Source organism: Eudoraea adriatica DSM 19308 (assembly GCF_000382125.1).
GTDB classification, from domain to species: domain Bacteria; phylum Bacteroidota; class Bacteroidia; order Flavobacteriales; family Flavobacteriaceae; genus Eudoraea; species Eudoraea adriatica.
Window position 1 is genome coordinate 447,854 of sequence record NZ_KB907548.1, and the last position, 21,823, is coordinate 469,676.

General features: G+C 39.2%; 16 protein-coding genes. 9 read left to right on the plus strand and 7 right to left on the minus strand.

The features are described from left to right. Positions 1-87: 87 nt before the first annotated feature. Together G504_RS0109080 and G504_RS0109085 are read right to left on the minus strand one after the other, a co-directional pair. Positions 88-831, minus strand: coding sequence for an NIPSNAP family protein (locus tag G504_RS0109080; protein WP_019669855.1), 744 nt, complete (start codon positions 829-831; stop codon positions 88-90). 36 nt (positions 832-867) lie between these two features. Next, complete coding sequence (locus G504_RS0109085) at positions 868-1,851, minus strand: NAD-dependent epimerase/dehydratase family protein (protein ID WP_019669856.1); 984 nt, start codon at positions 1,849-1,851, stop codon at positions 868-870. A gap of 239 nt (positions 1,852-2,090) precedes the next feature. On the opposite strand from G504_RS0109085, the gene G504_RS0109090 reads away from it, so the two are divergent. Then, positions 2,091-3,779, plus strand: coding sequence for an arylsulfatase (locus tag G504_RS0109090; protein ID WP_019669857.1), 1,689 nt, complete (start codon positions 2,091-2,093; stop codon positions 3,777-3,779). A gap of 72 nt (positions 3,780-3,851) precedes the next feature. Here the strand turns inward: G504_RS0109090 and G504_RS19970 are convergent, their stop codons facing one another. Continuing rightward, entirely contained in the window at positions 3,852-4,856 is a 1,005-nt protein-coding gene (locus G504_RS19970) for an aryl-sulfate sulfotransferase (RefSeq protein WP_262493639.1), read from the minus strand. 45 nt (positions 4,857-4,901) lie between these two features. Then, the gene (locus G504_RS19975) at positions 4,902-5,411 is read right to left on the minus strand and encodes a hypothetical protein (protein WP_019669859.1); all 510 of its coding nucleotides are present in this window, start codon (positions 5,409-5,411) and stop codon (positions 4,902-4,904) included. Positions 5,412-5,698: 287 nt separating this feature from the next. Between G504_RS19975 and G504_RS0109100 the strand changes: the two genes are divergently transcribed. After that, entirely contained in the window at positions 5,699-6,259 is a 561-nt protein-coding gene (locus G504_RS0109100) for a hypothetical protein (RefSeq protein ID WP_019669860.1), read from the plus strand. 30 nt (positions 6,260-6,289) lie between these two features. Here the strand turns inward: G504_RS0109100 and G504_RS0109105 are convergent, their stop codons facing one another. Then, positions 6,290-7,234: an MBL fold metallo-hydrolase gene (locus tag G504_RS0109105; protein WP_019669861.1), complete on the minus strand. Its 945-nt coding sequence runs from the start codon at positions 7,232-7,234 to the stop codon at positions 6,290-6,292. Positions 7,235-7,453: 219 nt separating this feature from the next. Here G504_RS0109105 and G504_RS0109115 point away from each other — a divergent pair, with 219 nt between their 5' ends. Then, complete coding sequence (locus tag G504_RS0109115) at positions 7,454-8,587, plus strand: DUF819 family protein (RefSeq protein ID WP_026348482.1); 1,134 nt, start codon at positions 7,454-7,456, stop codon at positions 8,585-8,587. 220 nt (positions 8,588-8,807) lie between these two features. Beyond that, positions 8,808-9,350 carry a hypothetical protein gene (locus G504_RS18440; RefSeq protein WP_019669863.1) on the plus strand — a complete coding sequence of 181 codons (543 nt, stop codon included), beginning with the start codon at positions 8,808-8,810 and terminating at the stop codon, positions 9,348-9,350. A gap of 135 nt (positions 9,351-9,485) precedes the next feature. Here the strand turns inward: G504_RS18440 and G504_RS0109125 are convergent, their stop codons facing one another. Both G504_RS0109125 and G504_RS0109130 read right to left on the minus strand, forming a co-directional pair. Next, positions 9,486-11,708, minus strand: coding sequence for a xanthine dehydrogenase family protein molybdopterin-binding subunit (locus tag G504_RS0109125; RefSeq protein WP_019669864.1), 2,223 nt, complete (start codon positions 11,706-11,708; stop codon positions 9,486-9,488). Beyond that, a complete protein-coding gene (locus G504_RS0109130) occupies positions 11,701-12,189 on the minus strand; it encodes a (2Fe-2S)-binding protein (RefSeq protein WP_019669865.1) in 489 nt (162 codons plus the stop codon). Before G504_RS0109130 ends, G504_RS0109125 begins: the two co-directional genes overlap by 8 nt. Before the next feature lie 820 nt (positions 12,190-13,009). Here G504_RS0109130 and G504_RS0109140 point away from each other — a divergent pair. The 5 genes from G504_RS0109140 to G504_RS0109160 all read left to right on the plus strand — a co-directional run bounded on the left by G504_RS0109140 (position 13,010) and on the right by G504_RS0109160 (position 21,803). Then, complete coding sequence (locus tag G504_RS0109140) at positions 13,010-15,259, plus strand: tetratricopeptide repeat protein (protein WP_083930718.1); 2,250 nt, start codon at positions 13,010-13,012, stop codon at positions 15,257-15,259. A 170-nt stretch (positions 15,260-15,429) separates the two neighbouring features. Beyond that, on the plus strand, positions 15,430-17,886 hold the full coding sequence (locus tag G504_RS0109145; protein ID WP_019669868.1) for a hypothetical protein: 2,457 nt from the start codon (positions 15,430-15,432) through the stop codon (positions 17,884-17,886). A 143-nt stretch (positions 17,887-18,029) separates the two neighbouring features. Beyond that, complete coding sequence (locus G504_RS0109150; RefSeq protein WP_019669869.1) at positions 18,030-19,256, plus strand: aminotransferase class V-fold PLP-dependent enzyme; 1,227 nt, start codon at positions 18,030-18,032, stop codon at positions 19,254-19,256. A gap of 150 nt (positions 19,257-19,406) precedes the next feature. Then, the gene (locus G504_RS0109155) at positions 19,407-19,673 is read left to right on the plus strand and encodes a hypothetical protein (RefSeq protein ID WP_019669870.1); all 267 of its coding nucleotides are present in this window, start codon (positions 19,407-19,409) and stop codon (positions 19,671-19,673) included. A 342-nt stretch (positions 19,674-20,015) separates the two neighbouring features. Next, on the plus strand, positions 20,016-21,803 hold the full coding sequence (locus G504_RS0109160; protein WP_019669871.1) for a hypothetical protein: 1,788 nt from the start codon (positions 20,016-20,018) through the stop codon (positions 21,801-21,803). Positions 21,804-21,823: the final 20 nt, after the last annotated feature.

The window sequence follows — 21,823 nt, forward strand, 5'->3', positions numbered from 1 at the left end:
CTGGTATTTATCCTATTTCTCCTTTAGTTAATTATATAAGCAGCCAAGAAGGTAATTTTAAATTCAAAGAACAACTCCTGTTTTAGTTTACAACTGAGAATAAGGCAATGGCCTTAAAAATACCCGGTAAATATTTGAAACCGTATTGGCGTACTCCGGTAATTTAGAAATACGTTGCCATTCCGGGTTGGGGCCAAATTTCGACCAGTTAGCATCGCGTTCAGTCATATCCTTAAATGCCAGCAAATAGGTTAGGCAGGGCATTTGCGGGCCTGCAATTTTTTCGCCAAAAAAAACAGAATGCAAACCTACCTCATCAAAAATGGCCAGTTCACTTTCATTAAACATCTTCACTTTGCGTTGAAATGCATCTTCGTTATAGGCTTCATAAGTTCGCAATTCAAACACCATTGACCCTTCTGCGGGCCTAATAAGTTTGGGTATGCCCTCAAATGCTGTAAATAATGATGTTACATATCGTTCAACAGGAAAATCTTCCTGTGCAGTTTTGTCATACGCTTCAGATGCCTTCAGAAAAACCTGATCTTCCTTGAGATTGCTTAATACCTTCTGATAAGCATCCATATCATTATAGGCTATTAATAAATAAATCTTCTTGGGCAAGGCATCTCCAATTTCTTCAAATGCTCCAACATTGTTTATTCCCCGTTTGTTTAAGGCGGGTATCAAGGCTTTTTCAAAATAATCATGCAAGACTGTCGCAGATTTCCCAAACTTTAACTCATATTCACGAAATTCATATACTTCAGTTTGGCTGAACCCCAGCGTTCCTAATAAAAGGACAATTCCTATTGTAATTTTTTTAATCATGATTTATAATTTTAGTTGCTGTTATTTTCAATCTTATTAAAGCATTTTATAGGCCTTAAGGATGTTGTCAATCCGTTTATTTTCCTCGGGGTCTATAATTTTCTTTTCAGGGTTTGCATCAAGCCAGTGCAAAGTCCTTTTTATGCCTTCTGAAAAAGGGATTGTGGCTTTAAAAGCGGGTACAAATGTTTTTATCTTAGTATTGTCAAAAATGACACTTTCTGCCTTATCAGCCAGCAAAGTTCCGGTATATGAAGACTCAATTTTACAAATAAAATCTGAAGCTATATGGACTACTTTTGCCTCGCAACCCAAACTATCCGCCAGGATTTCATAGATCATGTTCCAGCTTAAAATTTCATCAGATGTAATATGAAACGCATGACCAATGGCCTGGGACAATCCCAATAATCCAACAAAACCAAGCGCAAAATCATCAGAATGTGTAACTGTCCACAATGATGTCCCATCTCCGTGGATAATTATTTCCTTCCCTTTCAGGATTCGATCGGCTGTAGTATATTCCTTAAACCCTCCAATAGCAATTGGGATAACCGTGTCATAAGTCAATGAAGGCCGTACTATGGTTATTGGAAATTCTTCTTCCCTGTATGCTTTCATTAGCCTGTCCTCACATTTAATTTTATCGTTGGAGTAATCCCATAAATTATTAAATAGTGGTGTGGATTCCGTAATAATCGGATAACGCAGTGGGGTCTGATAACAAGATGCTGAACTAATAAAAATATATTGTTTGGTTTTTCCTCTAAATAAGGCAATATCCCTATCAATATCATCTGGCGTAAAGGCAATCCAGTTAACTACAACATCCCAGTTGTGGTCTTTCAGTACAGATAAACTTGCGGGATTGTTGATATCACCTATAATAGTTTTTACGCCTTTTATTTCAATTTTGTTAATTCCCCTATTCAGATGGTATAGCGCTATCCCCCTCGAAACAGCCAATCTGCTGGAAGCGCTGCTAATATTACCTGTGCCCCCAATAAATAATACTTTCATATTTTGCTTTAAGGAATTACAAAATACTGAATTATCGGGGATAGTCCCATTAATGTGCAACATTCCTTATAACAAGTAATATATACTACTCCTAAAAGGATACATCAGACAATTATTATGAATACTAGTGATATACGTCTAATTGATAAATCCTTACCTTAGGGAGCAAAAGAATGAACTATCGATTCAAATAATGAATCATAACGTAATAGACACCTAAATCCATCGATATTTTTCTTATGAATTTTAGAACCTACTATAGCTTTATCAAAAACAATTTTATTTTCAGTCTTAACAATACAAATTCTATTCTTTTCTTATTGTTTGTGATCATTGGTTTTATAAGTTGTGCGGGCACTCCTGAAAAAACTTCAACAGACACCCGGCCAAATATTCTAATTTTGGTGGCTGATGATCTTGGTTATGCAGATCTGGGCTGTTTTGGGGGGGATATTGCGACTCCTAATATTGATGGTTTAGCAACAACCGGCATCCGTTTTAGCAGGTTTCATACGGCACCAATGTGTGCCCCTACCAGAGCAATGCTTTTAACAGGTAACGACAACCATATTGCAGGCGTAGGAAGGCAGGCATTAAGTGCAGAAGTTTTTGGCTATGAAGGATATCTGACAAAAAGGGTAGCTACTATACCTGAGTTGTTAAAAAAAGATGGCTACCATACCTATATGGCTGGTAAATGGCATCTGGGCAATGGCAGGGAGGCCAATCCTCACCAAAAGGGTTTTGAAAATTCGTTTGTGCTCCTTGAAGGTGTTGGCAATCATTATAACAGCCAGGGGTTATTTAAAGGTATTCCGGTTTCACATTATACAGAAGACGGTAAAAGCACAAAATGGCCGGATGGATCCTATTCAACGGATCTTTATACGGATAAACTCATCGCCTTTATAGATCAGAACAAGAAAGACAAACGTCCCTTTTTCGCCTATGCGGCATATACTTCTCCCCACTGGCCACTGCAGGTTGATGAAGATTATTGGAAAAAATATGAAGGCAAGTATGATGAGGGGTATGACAAACTAAAAGAAGAGAGGTTTCTAAGTCTTAAAAAGGCGGGGATGATTCCAGAAAATGCTATCCTGCCTCCCACACATCCCTCCGTACGGCCCTGGAGTTCCCTTTCAGACAATGATAAAAAAAGAGAATCGCGAAAAATGGAACTTTATGCAGGTATGGTAGATAATCTGGATGTGAATATTGGCCGTATCATACAGTATCTAAAAGATATCGGGGAATACGAAAACACCCTGATTATTTTTATGTCGGACAATGGTGCCGCAGGGGAAGACTATTATAACAATCCCGGAATCAAACCTTATATCAATCCCTATTTTAACAATGATTATGCAACTATGGGAGAAGCAAATTCTTTGATCTCTTATGGTCCGCAATGGGCCGAAGCCGGTTCATCTCCCTTCAGATATTATAAGGAATATGCCACCAACGGCGGCATCATAGCATCAATGATTGTGAGTGGCCCCATGGTAACAGAAAAAAATAGCATTGCCGATGACTTTCTTACTGTTATGGATATTGCGCCTACGCTCTATGAAATAGCCAACATAGATTATCCTGAAGAGTTTAATGGAACAACACTATTTCCAATAAAAGGAAAATCACTTGTGCCTTTTATTTCTGCCAAAGTTAACACCATACATCCTGAAGACTATGTTTTTGGGCTGGAACATAGCGGAAATACCATGCTGAGGAAAGGCCAGTGGAAAATAACCAATTTCAGCGATCCGTTTAGTCTATCCGAATTTAAACTCTATAATCTGGAGGAAGATCTTGGGGAAATTAATGATCTGAAAAACACTAACCCTCAAAAATATCAGGAAATGTATCAGGAATGGACCAATTTTGCCAGTGAAATAAAGCTACAGTTACCCGGAATTCAGTATGATTAGCAATCCTTTTGACAGGAAGTCAGTTAGATACCTGTTTTTTAAAACTAGCTAGTTGAATTTTGCCGCTAAAAATCAGGAACCCTCTTTTTTTGGTTTAGGGGGAAGTTTAAATTCCTCAGGTTGCGGATCTATTGGTTCTAATTTCCTGCCTTGCAATCCGGGATGATCTTCCTCTATAAAATTTGATCTGAATTGCCAGTATGCCATGGGCATTGGTGAAACCGGTTCCCCGTCAGAATGGTGTATATTCCCGCGATAGGGATTCAGATATTCCCAGACAATTTCCCCTTCAGGCGTAACTTCAAAAAAGCGGCCTTTGGGCCCTTCATTGATAAATGTATTTCCATTTTTCATCCGCTGTGCCCCTGAAATAAAGCTACCATAAAAAGAAAGTGTATCCGGCGCTATATACTTCCAAACAGGTTCCTCCGGACCAAAAACACCTTCTTCTCCCCTAATATAATTCCCTTCACTATCCATAGGTAGCTCCAATTCATAAACAGCAGAATAATCAAGGCTGTCAGGTCCCATGGGAATGCCATTATTGAAGACTGTAAGATTGCCTCCTCCGGGAAGTCCTTTTTCAATCCACCGGACATCATGCTGACCAAATAATTTCTGATTGGTAGAATCTCCATGGTTATAATTTTTCGGATTTCCCCAACGGTATAAAATATCTCCCCCACGGCCCATACGGCCTCCACTATGACCGGCAGCTTCTTCAGTGGTTGTACTGTGATCAATTATAAAAATTTCATCCAAACTAGGGGAGCTAAAGACAATCTGATCGAGTTCCGGATTGTAGTTAATAGCATTAAAATGATACACATCGGCTCCTCTGTTTTCAACAGTTTGGTTCCTCCATGCTCTTTTTAATTTATGCAATACCGCCATACTATCATGGGATATAAGCGGAGGTATTTCGCCGTCTTTGTTAAAATCGAGAAGCTCAGGATGCGCTGCTATATCACCATAATTATCCTTGGTTTCATCATAATCCTGTATTAAATGATCCCAGATATGCCATTCCCAAACGATCTCAGCAGCATTTTTACCCTTAGGTTTTAATTCAACTATTTTATCCGGCCAAAGGCCTGCTTTTGGAGTAAATTCTGGTTTCCTTCAAGCCTGCAAGACCTCTTCTGCCGTCTTTGCTTCCCAAGCAATAGTTAAAATATTACCATTGGACATCACAGCTATATCATGATGTGCATGATATTCTTCATTGGCATATTCAAAGTCCCAAAGAATCTTACTGTCCCAACTAACCCTTTGCAATCTGCCGGCATTACCCCCACCACCAAATACAGGAAAATCGGGATCTACCGATAGCAATGTGAGTGAACCATCATTATTTAAATAAAAACTGTTTACCTCATAATTACCTTTCCATTCGTGCACTACTTTTCCTTCCCGGTTAACCAGATATACAGAAGCTGAATTTGCTGGTCTGAACAATACATAACCCGGAGTAAGTCCTTCCGTAGTTTTAGTTAAACCTCTCGGGATATAAAGTCCAAACATATTCCGGTCTTTATTATCCGTTTCTTCGGCTGCGGGTTTTTTATCCGTGCAATGGGCGAGGATACCCACTAAAACAAATGCAATAAGGTAGTTTTGAAATTTTTTCATACTGGTTGGCTGCTATTAAATATATTAAGTTGTGAATATAAGAAGTCTTATCAAAATATTAGTGAAGGTTTTCAAAAAATCAATTTCCTGATGGAGATGATAGAATTACCGTATATAGTTCATGGCAAAATCCTGGTGATCAGGATAAATAGCCTATTAACCCCTGTTGGGTTTGACCTTAATTGTTTATCTTACACTTAAAACCATTCAACTTAAGACTAATGAACCTCCTCTACAACTTTTCAGTGCTAATTTTACTAATCTCATGTTCTCAAAAGCAGGAATCTATGAAACATATATTTTATTTACATGGCATGATTATAGAAATACAGGGAATTAACGCCGTAAGTCCGCAATTCGGTGCTTATGAATATACTTCCATTATTGATTCACTTAAAGCCACCGGGGCTGAGGTCCACGCAGAAGTTCGAACAGAGAATACGGAATTTTACGAATTTGGCAAGAAAATATCAAAAGAAATAGATGCACTTATTTCCAAAGGCGTAACTCCCGAAGACATTACGGTAATTGGGGCATCCAAGGGTGGAATGATAGCCATGTATATTTCAGACCTGAATACCAATAATGTAAATTATGTACTTCTGGGATCAAGCAGTGAGTATTCGCTGAAAACATTTGACTTTAACATGCATGGGAATATCCTCGGAATCTATGAAAAATCTGACACTGTTGCCGGCAATAATTATCAACATTGGATAGATAAATCTACCAATGCAACAAGCTTTGAGCAACTTCAGATCAATACCGGTCTTGGACATGGTTTTTTATATACCCCAAATAAAGCATGGTTGGATCCTGCCAGGAAAATAATAATGGGTAAGGATTAAAAACGTCATTTACATTGACTATCGTATGTATTACAAAGGAATACAAGCAAGGTCTTCCGCCAGAATTATAGTCCCATTAAAATTAGCCTTCACCAATTCTATGTTTGCATTTAAATCTGAGAGGCTGAATTCCCTGGCGCGGGCATGGGAAGAATCCAACTTCATTAAATGACTTAATACCACGCGCTGAACACCCGCTTCTCTTGCTACCTCCCCTACTTTTCCTGGTTTAGCATGGAGGTCTGTAAATGGTTTCTCTGCCTCTTCAGAAATTGCTAAATGCAGAACCATTAGGTCGGATCCTTTTACAAAATCTATAAATCCCGGGCTATCCAGGGTCTGATCTGCACCAAAGACAATTCGCTTGTTTCCTAGAGTCACTTTATAAGCCAGAGAAGGCTTATTTGCATGGTTCACTCCTATTGCCGCAACTTCCATTAATTCATCCTTATAAACTGTCATTAGAGAATCTTTTTTCGGGAGCACTTCAATAGCATTTATCCTTGTAAAAGCATCTATTGGAGCTGCCATATCATTAATGGCAGTCAAAAACCCTTTAAGGCCGTCAGAGCCATCTCCGGCAGGTCCGGAAACATTTAATGGTGCAGACCGGTTGGAAAATATGTCGGACCATAGCAATGCCGGCAATTCTGAAGCATGATCGGGATGAAAATGGCTTATTCCCAGAAACGCAATATCCCGCATGTGTGCTCCTGCCTGCTGCAATCGGAGAAAGGTGCCACCGCCTGCATCTATCATGGCTGCCGGGTTACCATTTAAACGAACAAGATAGCCTGTAGAAGCTCTTCCATTACCGGCGGCAGGGCCGCCAGAGCCTAAAATTTGAAGTGTAACCCCCTCTTCAGGGCAACTTTTATCAATCTCCGCTGTTTCGATTATGGGTTCCGTTTTTGGCTTATTATTGCAGCTTGAAAAAACCACCAGGAAGATCAGGATACTAAGAACGCTTTTCATAGGAATTGTATTTGGCTGTTAGTTCTAAAAATATTATTTCTTGCTATTTTACCGGGTTTAAGTACACGACCAGAATCAAATATTATTTTATTCATATTTAAATTCTATGCACTTTTATAAAGATAGTGAAAGAAATATATCGGAGTATCGCTGTTAATCCAGGCCTTTCAAAAGCTTGTACCCGGATAACGGAGAATATTATTTTGATATCTTTAGCCAATGAACTTCGCGACAAATCCAATTTATGTCCTAGGCGTATTATGTTTAATGGTCATCCTGGCAGACTACGCAGCTAAAACGAAAATTGGCAAAAAGCTGGGTGCTGCGCTATTGGTAATACTTTTTACAGCAGTAATCGCCAATCTAAACTTGATTCCTTCCGCCTCTAATTCCATTTCGCTTTACGATGGAATTTTTACCTATTTGGCTCCTATCTCCATTTTTTACTTATTGCTGGGGGTTAACCTTAATTCAATCAAGAAAGCCGGAGCCCCCATGATCATTTTATTTCTAATTGGTTCTCTGGCTACAACCCTTGGAATACTGGTTGCCTGGACCCTGATCGCGCCGGAGCATATTCTTGGTGAAGATGGAAAAATTATTGCCGGCATGCTTACCGGCACCTATACAGGAGGAAGCGTAAACTTTAATGCCGTTGCCCTCCAATATGATTTTCAGGAGCGAGGTATTCTATACGCCGGAACTATTGCAGTAGATAATGTAATCACTACTATATGGATCATAGCCACTTTATCTATACCTGCCATCCTAAGAACATTCTGGAAGGATAAGAAAGTAAAAACGGCAAAGCAAGAAATGGAAGGCGAAGACAAAGAAAAGCTGACTTTTAATTCGCTGATCTGGTTAATTTTTCTTGGTCTTACGGCCTATTATGTATCTGAATTGATAACTAATGTATTCCCCAAAATCCCGTCGATCTTAACCTTGTCAACAATTGGCATTTTACTGGCACAAATAAAATTTGTACAGGGTTTAAAAGGCAGCCATTTCCTTGGGCTATACCTTGTTTATATATTTCTCGCTGTAATTGGATCTTATTGCGAAATAAGTTCCGTTATAGAATTGAAAGAAGTGGGACTTACCTTATTAACCTTTGCTTCATTAGCAGTTTTTCTTCATGGAATTATTGTGGTTGTACTGGGTAGTTTAATTTACCGAGATTGGGAAATGATTTCCATAGCAAGTCAGGCTAATATTGGCGGAGGTACTACTGCCATAGCACTCGCAGAAACTTTTGACAGAAATGAACTAATCTTACCTGCTATCCTTGTTGGAACATTAGGTAACGCACTTGGCACTTATTTAGGTTTTCTCGTAGTATATATCTTATGACGAGGTATAAGACCACTAATTGAATATCTTTTTTTGGTTTTAAAAGTTGGCTGAATAAATCCTTAAAAAAATAAACAGGGGCAGGATAAATTATATTTTACGCCCGTTATTTTGGTTTTAATAGTATTTTGACTACAAATGTTGCCGTTTGACCACATTTTTTTTAATAATCCAATAAAGTTTAGCTCTTTTACAGTCCCTAATCTTAAAATGAATTACCATGATTACCAGATTTTTATTATCCCTTACATTTATTCTGACAACTTTGTGGGCCTCTGCTAAATGTGACAATACTTATACTTCGGCCTCCTATGCGCTAAACCATACCAAGAAATCTATTAGCGCCAAAAACTTTGATCATCAAAAATATTATGCCTATAAAGCTCTGGAAGCTTTAGAAAACGCCAAAAAGTTAATTGAAACCTGTGGTTGTGATAAGGCAGTGGATCCGATATTAGATGGGATTGAGCATTTAGAAAAGGCTTCAGACCCTAAAGATTTTGAAATGGGCAGGTATTATACCAAAAAAGCATTTGGTGATATTCAAGACCTTATTAACCAATTAGATATTTTTACTCAGTACGATTTAAATGCTATTACAAATACAGATGTTTCTTTGGAAACAGAAAATGTAGAAAAGAAATTATTACAAAAGGAACTATCACAAATTAAGAATCAGCAATTAATACTCGCGAGGAAACAGGAAATCCTGGAAAAACGAAAAAAAGAAATAGAAGAGAAGCTGATTAATACCGGTTATTAAATAAGCTTGTGACATATAATTTTGTATAAAGGGAGCTTGTAAAAACAGGCTTCCTTTTTGTTTTTAATAGTATTCAAATGACCAGTCTCTGCTGAAAGAAATCAATTATTGATTGCAAATTCTTAGGTTTTATTATTATCCTAATAAACCGGTATTGGCCTTCAATTCATGATTTTTAAAAGGCAGTTCGCGTATTCGAATACCTGAGGCATTAAAAATTGCGTTAGCTACTGCCGGGGCAATACCAGGGGTACTGGGTTCTCCTGCACCACCCGGCCAGTTATCGCTGGTTACAATATAGGTCTCGATTTTGGGGTTTTCGTTTATCCGCAACATTTGGTAATCATGGAAATTACTTTGCTTTACAGCTCCGTTTTCTATCGTTATTTCTCCATACAAAGCAGCTGTCAAGCCGAAAACGATACCACTTTCCATTTGCGCTGTAAAGCCATCAGGATGAAACGCAAAACCAGGGTCTGCCACACAAACCACCCTGTGGACCTTTAAATCATTTTCGATTATTTCTATCTCGGCCACCTGGGCAACAATGGTGCCAAAAGATTGATGAAGTGATATACCCCTCCCCCAACCAGCAGGAAGATCTTCTCCCCAATTGGCTTTCCCGGCAGCCAGATCCAGTACCTTCAAATATCGTGGTGCATTGGTAAGATGTTCCCTCCTGAACAGATAGGGGTCTTTATTGGCTTTGAACGCAAGTTCATCCATAAAGGATTCTGTGAAAAATGCATGCATGGAAGAGTCAACACTCCGCCAATAGCCCCAGGGTATATGGGTTTCACTGTTGGTATAATGTATAAATTGATTTTCTACGCCATAAGGAATATGCGGGGCTTCTTCCGGATCGTGCTTAAACAGGAACTGATTGTTCCAGGCAATGATCTGACCTTCATCAGTAAGGCTCGCTTTAAAACGGCTGATGTTGGCTTCCCTGTAATGATCCTGTCTGATGTCATCTTCGCGAGACCAGATGAGCTTAACCGGATAGTCTACTTCTTTGGCAATCAGGGCTGCCTGTATAGCTACATCGGGCACGGATCTTCTACCAAACCCACCTCCCAGATAGTGGTTATGGACCAGCACCTTCTCCTGATCCAGATCCAGTTCTTCGGCTACACTATTTGCAAATCCCAAGGGGTTCTGACTTCCCACCCATATCTCACAACCATCTTCTTTTACCAAAGCAGTACAATTCATGGGTTCCATTGTGGCATGGGCCAAATAAGGTACCCTGTATTCGGCCTCTATTATATTGGTTGCTTCTTTAAAAATTTTATTTATGTTTCCTTTTTTAACATCTTTTTCTTCCTTGCCGTCAGCAACGGCGACATCCATATCCCTTAAATACTGATCATAAATGTCATTCATTCCTACGGTATCATGATCACTTTTGTCAAACTCAATGGGCAATTCATTGATAGCTTTTTTTGCCAACCAATAGCCATCGGCAATAACCGCGACAGCTCCTTCAAGATTCACAATTTTATGCACCCCCGGCATATCTTTAATTGCACCTGCATCCAAAGGTTTTGCCCTGGCTCCAAAAACAGGTGAGGCCTTTATGGCTGCATATTTCATATTTGGCAGGGTCACATCAATTCCAAAATTTGCTGTTCCATCTACCTTTGATGGAATATCGAAACGTGGAGGAGAGGTCCCCATTATCGTAAATTCTTCTGTGGTCTTAAGACGTGGTTTGGCCGGTTGTGATAAGCTGGCCGCTTTAGCGACAAAACTCGCAAAGGGTTCCGTTCTATTACTAGGTGGGTGCGAAATAGTACTATTCTTAACTACTAATTCCTCCAAGGCGACTTCCCATTTCTCAGAGGCAGCCTCTAATAAAACTGCCCTTGCCGCAGCTCCTGCCACGCGCATAGCCAACATGCCCGTAAAACGTACCGAAGCACTTCCACCGGTCATTTGAAGGCTTATCTGTTTAGTGGCTGTCAAAAAAAAGCCGTCAACAGTTCCGATAAGCATGGAAGGAATGTCTTTTGGACCCATTATAAATCCTTTTGCCATAGCGTAATTGGCATATTCTGCATTCCCCGGAGCTTCTAACATTGTAATTGTTTCCCAATCCGCATCCATTTCGTCAGCCAGCATCATAGGCAAGGTGGTATGGACCCCCTGCCCCATTTCGGCATGAGGAACTATAACCGTAATTGTGTTGTCTGCGTTAACTTTCAGCCAGATGTTGAGTACGGTATCTCCTTCACCTGCAATTAAATCCTTTACTTTTCCGGCCCGGTTACCAGGTCTTATGGCTATCCCAACAACTAAAGCACCACCTGTAAGTATGCCGGTGGTAATAAATGCGCGTCTCGTCCACTTACCCATTATTTTCGAGATTTATGGTTGATGCCCCTGCTAATTCTTCTGCCGCTAATTTGATCCCTTTTTTGATACGGGAGTAGGTGCCACATCTGCAAATATTACCGCTCATGGCCTGATCTATCTCTTCATCCGTAGGCAAAGTAGTTTTTGTCAATAGGGCATGTGCAGAAATGATTTGCCCTGACTGGCAATAACCGCACTGAGGAACCTGCTCCTGGATCCAGATGCGCTGTATGGTATGTAGTTCAGTTTCACTGGCAATACCCTCTATTGTAGTAATTTCTTTATCAGCAACAGCCTGAATTGGTGTTAAACAAGATCTTATGGCTACACCATCAAGCTGCACGGTGCATGAACCACATTGCCCTATCCCACACCCAAATTTTGTACCTGTTAAACCGGCTTGTTCACGAATAACCCATAATAAAGGAGTTGCCGGATCAACATCTACCTCTAAACTCTGATTGTTTATTTTTAAAATCATAATATTCTTTATAAAGGGATATCAAGTATATGAAAACCATCCTTATAGATTTTCCTAAACTACAGCAAATTATGGCTCCGGGCAAGTTTAATGATAAATTAGATTCCCAATATGTTTTGCATTTTTTGGGTTACCAAAGGCGCTGTGAATTGGAAAGTTATATTTAGAGAAAAGAATCAGGTGGTTGTTTTGACATACACCGGTTCTAATTCCGCAAAGAACATATTTGAATCTACGTTTTCAGTAATAGAACTTATCAAAAAAAGGTATATAAAACTCAGGCAGGGTCACGGAATATTATTATTAAATTAAACGGGGCTGACGTTTTTAAGCTTCCCTTCGAATTGTACATAAACGGGTAATGAATAAAGCCATTCGCATCGTACTTATCAAACCGGAAGATATTGAATTATAAATAATGGCTTCATTCACGAAATATCTACCAGGAAGCTGGGTTTGGAAACAAAATTTTTCCGGAACGCAATCTAGCCCTGAAATGGTTGTTGGAAGAGTATTGAATCTGATTATCTTTTATTCAAAAAAGATACAACCAGTTAAAGAATAGTTTCAATTAATTAAATAGAATCATTTTCCAATTCTCCTAGTCCTTGCTGATAGCATTTCCCCATTTTAAACCACCATCAATTTAATATCCAAAATGATAACTATTGTTTCTCTTGGAAAACCAATCCCAGATTATATGGGTAAACCTAAAAGCTGATAAAAATCATTGCCTTTTAAATATACTGCGCCTAAATTGATTAAGAATAATAATTCTTTCGGTCATTAACATGACCGGCTAGTATAACGGTATCTTCACATGCAACAGCATCGACTCGCAGCTATAATGTTTACCGATATTGCAGGCTATACTGCCTTAATGGGTTCAGATGAGGATCGCGCCTTTGAGGTGTTAAAGAATAACCGTGATATACATACCCATTTCCTTAAAAAGTACAATGGGACCCTGGTAAAGGAAATGGGAGATGGAATGCTAATCAGTTTTGATCTTCCTTCTTATGCGGTTCGTTGTGCTATTCAAATTCAGATAGCTTGTCGCGAAAAAAATATTCCTTTGAGAATTGGTATACATGAGGCAGAAGTGGTATTTGAAAATTCTGATGTGTTTGGCGACGGGGTTAACATTGCTTCCCGGTTGCAGGAATCCACGAAAGAGGGTTGCATAAGCATTTCTGAATCGGTCTACCGGGATGTTAAAAATAAGGCTGATATAAAAACGCAATTTATAGAAGAGAAATCTTTAAAGAATGTCGATGAGCCGGTTAGAATGTACAATGTCAGCTGTAAAGAAATTACAGTCAGAGAAAACCTGGCAGGGAATGTTGTAAAAGATCAACGGAAGACGCTAATAACCCGACTTCTCAGAACAGTAACTCCTGTCGCGATTACCATTGCCATTGCCATAATTATTTTTATTACCTATAGTGGCACTACCATTCCTTTTACGGAAAGGGATTGGATTGTGATAACGGATTTTGAAAACCTAACCGATGAAACAATTTTTGATCATTCGTTGAATACAGCCTTTGTCCTTAGTATAAATCAATCTCGATATTTAAATGTTTTAACCCGCAAGAGAATTATAGAGACATTAAAGCGAATGGAAAAAGACAACATAACAAATATCGATGAAGAAACCGGTACTGAAATAGCCATGCGCGAAGGGGTTGAAATAATAATTGTACCAACTATTAGTAAGGTGGGAACCCAATATATTCTTACGTCCAAAATAGTGGATGTTAAAACAGCAAATATCTTAAAATCAGAAGTGCTTTATGCCCAAGATGAGGATGAAATTATCGAAAAACTGGATAAGCTAAGTAAAAAGATCAGGCGAAGCCTTGGAGAATCTATAAATATGATCTCGGACCAAAGTAAACCACTCTATAAAGTCACTACCTCTTCTTTGCAGGCACTTAAACAGTATTCCCTGGGTATTGAAAGTCACCTCCTCCTCGATTTTGAAACGGCGAAAAATCATTATAAAAACGCAATAGTTCTTGATAGCAATTTTACTGCTGCAAAAGCTTCACTGGGGAATTTACTTTTTGAAAAATTTGATAGGAACGAAGGACGCAAATGGTTGGATGAGGCTATAATATCTGTTGATAATCTTACCGACAGGGAAAAATTTGCCATTCTTGCCTTTTATGCAGTAAATGTTGAAAACGACCTTGATAAAGGCATTGAATACACAAAAAGGCGGGTTGCGTTATACCCGGATGATCCGGCCGCGCACCATAATTTGGGCTGGTATTTTCAGAATCAGGGTCATTATGATATGGCTTTGGACGAATACAAAAGAACACTTCATATTGATCCGTATATAATCCTTACCAATAGTGGAATAATCAGGATATATATGGAAAATTATGGTCAAATAGATTCTGCTTTGGTCTGGTCTAATCGTATGATTGACTATTCACCTGATAATCCCTGGGGTTATTTTTATCTGGGCTCATGTTATATCGGACTAAATGAATTTGAGCAAGCTGAAGCAGCTTATCTTAAGGCAGCAGATCTTAACCCGGGTTTTTTAATTAATCAATACCGACTGGCACATGACTACCGGCTTCAAGGAAAGTATGACAAAGCGATTGTAGTTTTGGAAACAATCCTTGAAAAAAATTCTCAGGAAGCCTCAGCTCATTATGATCTGGGAATAAACTATAATTTAATAGGGAAAAGTGAAACCGCCAGAGATCATTTTCTTGAATATCAAAAAACCGCCATAAAATGGCTAGATGACTATTCCAATGACCCAAAATCATATATTTATAACGGAATCACACTTACTCGTTTAGGAGAAAAAGATACAGGTTGGGAAATTGGAAAAAGAGCAATGGAACTCGATTCAACAATTTATTTTGAGTATACTAAATTACTGGCGGTTCAGGACCGAAAAAATGAAGCCCTCGACTATTTGGAAAAAGGCCTTAAAAATGGATACAGAGACCTGGTCTGGATAAAACTTGATCCTGATTTACAAGTACTACATGAGGAAAAAAGGTTCAAAGATTTAATCAACAGCTACTTTAAAGGTCTTTGATATTATTGCCTATTCTTATAAAATTAAATAATATCCAGTCCAACAATAATTGCTTAATGTTTTCAAATCAAGAAACCGGCAGAACTGCATCGTAACCTTGGGAATGCTACAAAATTTAATTTTAGATTCAATCTCATTGATTGTCTTCATTATTAGGACTATATTTAATCATGGGGAAAACTTTCTATGTACTAATGCTGTCTGTACTTTTATCCAACGGACTTCTTGCACAAAACAATTCAACAATAGAAGAATCTTACAAATCCTATTTTGAACTCCCCAGAGAATCAATATTCCTGCACTTAAACAAGAGTACTTATGTTGTCGGGGAAGAGCTTTGGTTTAGCGCTTACGCATACGACAGGAAGAATGGAGTGCCCTTTACCCAAACCACCAACCTGCAGGTTTCCATATACAATGAACAAGGGCTACCCTTAGAGGACCAACTGGTAATGATGGTTAATGGGTATGCCAAAGGGAATATCAGTATTGACTCCACCTACGCAAGTGGCGACTACTTTATAAAAGCCTCAACCAACTGGATGAGAAACTTTACCGAGGAAGATTCCTTTGTACAAAAGATACAGGTCATTAATGGAAATACAAAAGTCAGGCAACTGGTTGAAACAAAATACGATCTGCAATTGCTACCGGAAGGAGGCAGCCTGGTGGAAGGATTGGAAAGCGTAATTGGTGTTAAGCTTATAAACAGCGATGGCCGCAGCGTAGTTTTTGACAAAGGCAGCCTGGTTAATGATCAGGGGGAAAGCATTATGGATTTTAAGGGTAATGCTTTCGGAATGGCTAGTTTTCCCTTCCGTCCTCTAAATGGTAGTTACAATGTGAGTATTAAACTGGGAAACAACAGGGAGGTAATGGCTCCCCTGCCCCCCGTATCGGAAAAAGGCATTGTCCTCAGGGTAGTAAATAATTATGGTGAGAGTGATATATTAATAGCTTTGACCACCAACAAAAAGACTTTAAAGAATATTAAAAATGAAGAATTCAGGCTTCTGATTCACAAGGATGGAGATATTGCAACGACAAGATCTCTTGTTTTTGACACTGCGCAAATGGAAACCCTCCTTTCTATAAACCGGGAACTACTCTTTCCAGGGGTAAACACGGTAACACTATTTGATGAAGAAAACAAGCCCATTTTAGAACGCCTCTTTTTTAATCCGACGAGATTAAAGGACATGCAAGCCGAAGTTTACATTGATGAAAAAGTAAAGGATTCCCTGGTGATTGGCCTCAAGGTATCATCAGAGTTTGCAAATAACGGGAGTCTCAGTATTTCGGTATTGCCCTCAGGAACAAGGGCCTACAATCAGAAAGTCAATATTTTATCTGAATTCTTTTTGAAACCATACCTAAGCGGATATATAGATAATCCAGCTTATTATTTCAGAGAATTTGGGCCAAGAAGGAATTTCGACCTGGACCTGCTTCTGCTTATACAGGGGTGGAGCAGGTATGAATGGAAGAATATCTTCAACCATGCGCCCAATGTCAACTTTAATTATGAAAATGGTCTCACCCTCAAGGGACGCTTCAACAACATTGATACGGACAAGTTTCCGCAATTTGTTATGGAAGATTCCAGATATCATAATTCTCGAGTGGTGTTATTAGATGGGCCGGATTTTAGTATCCCAAACCTTTTGGTTGAAAAGGGAGAAGAAATAGGAATAAAGCTCGTCAGGAATAATGGCGAGTTGAAGTCGCCTGGTCTTTATGCAAGAATTCTTACCTCTTCATGGCCTGGCTATTTATCCAACACAGAATCAAATAACACTCCGGATATCAATGCTCCGGAACTACCAGCACTGGACTATGCGTTAGAGAATAAAACCATCTTTTTAGATGAAGTGAACCTAGTTGGGGAAAAGCGAAAATTTTCTAATATAATTGGCCGGAAAGAGATCGTAGTAGATCAACAAGTAGTAAATATGTACCCACGGGTAACAGATCTTATCCGAATGAAAGGATATAATATTGTGCCGGGGATGGGTTCTGTTGGGATAAGGAATAGAAGGAGTCTTGGTGGTGCACCCCCTGTAATATATTTAGATGGCACACGTATTTTGGCTGAAGGATCATCGCCCGCATCCTCTTCATCGCAAAGTCAGGGCAATGGCTTCGGAGGTATGAATAAGACTCCGGGTACCCCTGTAGCATCCAACTTTCAGAATTCCGGTGGTTTTAGTTTTCTTTACGAGCTGTATACCGCAGATATTGAGCGTATTGAAGTCAATCCCAGGCCTGATGTTACAGAGGGCGTAAATGGTGCAGGTGGTGTAATCAGGATTTGGACCAGAAGGACCCGACTTCAGGGGAATTCCACTGCAGCGGATAAAAGAAAATTTATAGATACAACCAACGGTTTCGATGTTCCAAAAAAGTTTTATACCCCAAAATACATTTATGCTAATCCTCTTTTTGAGTTAACAGGAGCCATCCACTGGGAACCCCTTTTAACCATAGGCCCCAATGGCAAAGCACTATTTAATATTGCAGATACCGGAATGCAAAATATATCGTTTTACATAGAGGGTATGTCTGAAAACGGTAGTCTGATCTCCACGATTAAAACAATTAACCTGGCAGAAAAGAGCAATCCATGAGGGTCTAACTCTACTCAATTCCGGAAGCATTTGATTTTTGGCGTCAAACATCGTATAAGTTGTGTAGAATAATTCTCTATCTTAGAGAAAACAACCAGTTACTTCAAATAGTGATCAACTATTAGTCAACATTCTCATTAGTTATGAAACTCGATTTACCATTTATACGCACACAATTTCCTGCTTTTACAGAACCTGCGCTTCAGGGATGGGCTTTCTTTGAAAATGCCGGGGGTTCTTATCCCTGTATCCAATTCATTGATAAACTGACTGCCTTTTACATGAAAAATAAGGTGCAGCCCTATTATCCGTATCCCGCATCCATGAAAGCAGGAGAAATGATGGATGCTTCCTATAAACGGATGGCGGAGTACCTGAATGCAGATGCCTCCGAAATACATTTCGGCCCCTCTACCACACAAAATGTGTATGTGTTGGCCAACGCTATGCGTCCTATGTGGAAAGACGGGGACGAGATCATTCTTTCATGTCAGGATCATGAGGCTAATGCCGGAGCATGGAGGCGATTAGCAGAAAGGGGAATTAAGATTGTAGAGTGGCATGTAGATAAAGATTCAGGATTGCTAAGCCAGGAGGACTTGGACCGTTTATTCTCTGAGCGAACCAGGATGGTAGCATTCCCCCATTGTTCAAATGTAATCGGCCATGTGAACCCTGTAAAAGAAATAAGTGAAAAGGCACATGCCCATGGAGCACTTTGTGTGGTAGATGGGGTGGCTTATGCTCCACATGGCCTGCCAGATTTAAAGGCGTTGGGAGCAGACATTTACCTGTTTTCCTTATACAAGACTTTTGGGCCGCATTTGGGGATGATGTACGTTAAGAATGAGTTGATTAAAAAGATGGAGAACCAGTCGCATTTTTTTAAGGAGGGTATCACCAGAAGTATGCTTACCCCTTCAGGCCCGGATCATGCGCAAATTGGATCAGTTAGCGGTATTTTGGATTATTTTGATGCAGTTTATGCACATCATTTTACGAAAGAGGCATTGCCTTCTCAAAGGAACATTGCCCTAAACAGATTATTTCGTTCTCAGGAAAAAGCCCTCCTGGTGCCTCTACTTGAGTTTTTGAGATCCCGGGGCGACCTTAAGATTTTAGGTCCTGATTATGCAGATCAAAGGGTCCCCACCATTTCGATCCTTCCTCTTAATAAAAGCGTAAAAAAGGTATATACTGACCTCACTAACCATAGATTAATGTTAGGCATGGGCAATTTCTATGCTGTGCGGCCTCTTATGGATATGGGTATTCCCCTGGAGCCGGGAGTGTTGCGAATGTCTTTTTTGCATTATACCAGTATGGAGGACATTGATCAGTTAATAACCGGTTTAAAGACCGCCTTATAATAACTCATTCGGATAACCGGTGCTTCCCGCGCATATCCTAAAATCATCCTAATTATTTCCGGGCTGCCATTTTTTAACAAACACCACTGATGAAATATTTAGCAAAAAGAATCGTTCTGATTCTTTAACCCTTTTATAAAACAGATAGTTATGTTTAAGAAATGTATTTTAGGAATGTCCGTTTTAGCAACAATGGCCTTTGGCTTTAGCAGTTGCTCAGACGACGACGCTGACGATAGAAATTGTGATTCCTGCGATCTGCAAGGCCAAACCATAGAGATATGCGATAATGGTAATGATACTTATACGGTTACAGCGGCCGGGCAATCTGAAACAATTACAGCAGAGGAACTTGAAGGAGTATCACCCGCTGAATATATAGGACTGATATGTAGTTTAGGAGATCTTATTCCATAAGTTATTAAATTACCTAATATTAATATTTAGCCCAGCCTTTACCAGGTTGGGCTTTTTATTTGACCCCATACTGCTGCTGGATTACTACCCGGGTTTTAGCAGAATCAGAGGAAAGCGTGGATTCTAAGAATTAAAAGGAGTTACTATCGTTGCCAGGTGTCTTATCTGCAAGGGAATATCAGGTGTTTCCAATCATTAAAATAATGTGGGCTGAAATAAAGTTATTGGTCTAATATGGCTCCTCGATAAATATAAACAAGCCTTTTGAAAACCTGACAAATATCATTGCGCTTGCAGATTAAATATGATAACCTTTATAACTAGTATAATTATGTTCCTGGAATGAAGTTTTTTGAAGAGCTGAAACGCAGAAATGTTATTAAGGCAACAATGGCCTACATAGTTGTTGCCTGGGTATTAGTTCAGGTTTTAACAATAATTCTTCCCGAATTTGAGGCCCCAGGATGGGTGTTAAAAACCCTTATGATTTTAATGGCCGTGGGTTTACCCATTTGGATGATTTTCTCCTGGGTTTATGAGGTAACTCCTGAAGGTTTAAAAAAGACGGCTAATATTTCCTCAGATGAATCTATAACATCAGCAACCAATAGACGTCTGAATGTGGTTATAATTGTAGTTTTAATTATTGCCATTGCTGTTAATTTTATTGATACATCCGAACCACAGAATACTCCCGCGGTTTCCACCTATGACTCAAGCAGAGATAATACAATTGCGGTATTGCCATTCCTGGACATGAGCCCTAATAAGGATCAGGAATTTTACAGTGATGGTATAGCCGTGGAAATACTAAATTCTCTTTGCAAATTCAAAGAATTAAAGGTGGTTGGAAGAACCTCTTCTTTCTCATTCAAAAACACAAATGAGGACATAAGAAGCATCGGTGACAAACTAAATGTGAATAATATTCTTGAAGGCAGTGTTCAAAAGCAACAAGATAAAATCATGATTTCTGTACGATTGACAAATTCAAAAGACGGCTATACCATCTTCTCAGAATCCTATACGGAGTCATTGGAAAATATATTCGATTTGCAGTCAGCAATAGCCATGGATATAGCTCAAAAAATAGAATCAAAATTTTCACTAGGTGCCAATAAGTTATACCCCAGAAAAAAAATCGATCCCCTCTCCTACGAAACATTTTTGAAAGGAAAACTTGAGTTCGTCAACGGTCCGCTTAATATGAAACGAGGTGAAATCTTTAAAGCAAAAAAATATTTTGAATCCGCAGTGGCGTTAGATTCCAGTTTTGCCGAAGCTAATGCTTATTTGGCTCTGGTTTATTTTAACCTGGCAGATTGGGCCATATCAGGTGAGGAAAGCCAGAAAAGGGATATAGCTCTGGATTCAGCCAAGATGCTGGCCAAAAGAGCTCATGCCATGGATTCACTGAGCTCTGGTGCCCATTTGGCCATGGGCAGTTATTATTTTCATGAGTACAATTGGATACAGGCAGAGAAAGCAAAAAGACTTGCTGTAGCCCTCAACCCTGGCGGGGCGGAAGAAAAGTTTATGCTGGCCTCTTTCTTAGCTCAATTTGGACAAACTGATGAAGCCCTTAAATTGGATCTCGAAGCCATGAAACTGGATCCTTTGGACGAAATGGCTGAATTGAAATATATACGCGATTTGTTCCGTGCTGAAAAATTTGAAGAAGGTATTTTAAAGTGCAATACACTAATCAAAGAAAACCGCGCTCCTGTAGGCACATATCAATTCCTTTGGCTATGTCATGCCGGATTGAAACAATATGAAGAAGCTGGTAAAGCTTTTTCTAAATATGCCGAATTGATAGGTGAAAATGAAATCTATATCCTATTCCGGGATAATGATTTTAAGCCTGCCATTGAGAAAATGTTTACCTATGATAAAGAATCAAATTTGCAATTTCTCAGTCGTCCAATTATCAAAGCAATTTTCTATGCCTACCTGGAAGAGAAAGAAAATACACTCAAATACTTAAGCGAAGCATATGACAAACGGGAGCCTCAAATTTCATTTTTGCGAGATTCGAGGTTTGATTTTATGAAAGATGACCCAGAATATAAGGATTTATATGAAAAAGCAGGGTTTAAAGCCTATGACGAGCATTTAAGAAAGTTATAGTAAACGTAGAAACAAAGTTA

Coding starts and splice junctions, on each gene's coding strand:
- G504_RS0109130 (WP_019669865.1), bottom strand. CDS start 12,189: ATGATTTTAAAAATAAACAATCAGAGTTTAGAGGTAGATGTTGATCCG.
- G504_RS0109145 (WP_019669868.1), top strand. CDS start 15,430: ATGGGGAAAACTTTCTATGTACTAATGCTGTCTGTACTTTTATCCAAC.
- G504_RS0109140 (WP_083930718.1), top strand. CDS start 13,010: ATGCAACAGCATCGACTCGCAGCTATAATGTTTACCGATATTGCAGGC.
- G504_RS0109090 (WP_019669857.1), top strand. CDS start 2,091: ATGAATTTTAGAACCTACTATAGCTTTATCAAAAACAATTTTATTTTC.
- G504_RS0109125 (WP_019669864.1), bottom strand. CDS start 11,708: ATGGGTAAGTGGACGAGACGCGCATTTATTACCACCGGCATACTTACA.
- G504_RS19975 (WP_019669859.1), bottom strand. CDS start 5,411: ATGAAAAAATTTCAAAACTACCTTATTGCATTTGTTTTAGTGGGTATC.
- G504_RS0109080 (WP_019669855.1), bottom strand. CDS start 831: ATGATTAAAAAAATTACAATAGGAATTGTCCTTTTATTAGGAACGCTG.
- G504_RS0109155 (WP_019669870.1), top strand. CDS start 19,407: ATGTTTAAGAAATGTATTTTAGGAATGTCCGTTTTAGCAACAATGGCC.
- G504_RS0109085 (WP_019669856.1), bottom strand. CDS start 1,851: ATGAAAGTATTATTTATTGGGGGCACAGGTAATATTAGCAGCGCTTCC.
- G504_RS18440 (WP_019669863.1), top strand. CDS start 8,808: ATGATTACCAGATTTTTATTATCCCTTACATTTATTCTGACAACTTTG.
- G504_RS0109150 (WP_019669869.1), top strand. CDS start 18,030: ATGAAACTCGATTTACCATTTATACGCACACAATTTCCTGCTTTTACA.
- G504_RS0109160 (WP_019669871.1), top strand. CDS start 20,016: ATGAAGTTTTTTGAAGAGCTGAAACGCAGAAATGTTATTAAGGCAACA.
- G504_RS0109115 (WP_026348482.1), top strand. CDS start 7,454: ATGAACTTCGCGACAAATCCAATTTATGTCCTAGGCGTATTATGTTTA.
- G504_RS0109105 (WP_019669861.1), bottom strand. CDS start 7,234: ATGAAAAGCGTTCTTAGTATCCTGATCTTCCTGGTGGTTTTTTCAAGC.
- G504_RS0109100 (WP_019669860.1), top strand. CDS start 5,699: ATGAAACATATATTTTATTTACATGGCATGATTATAGAAATACAGGGA.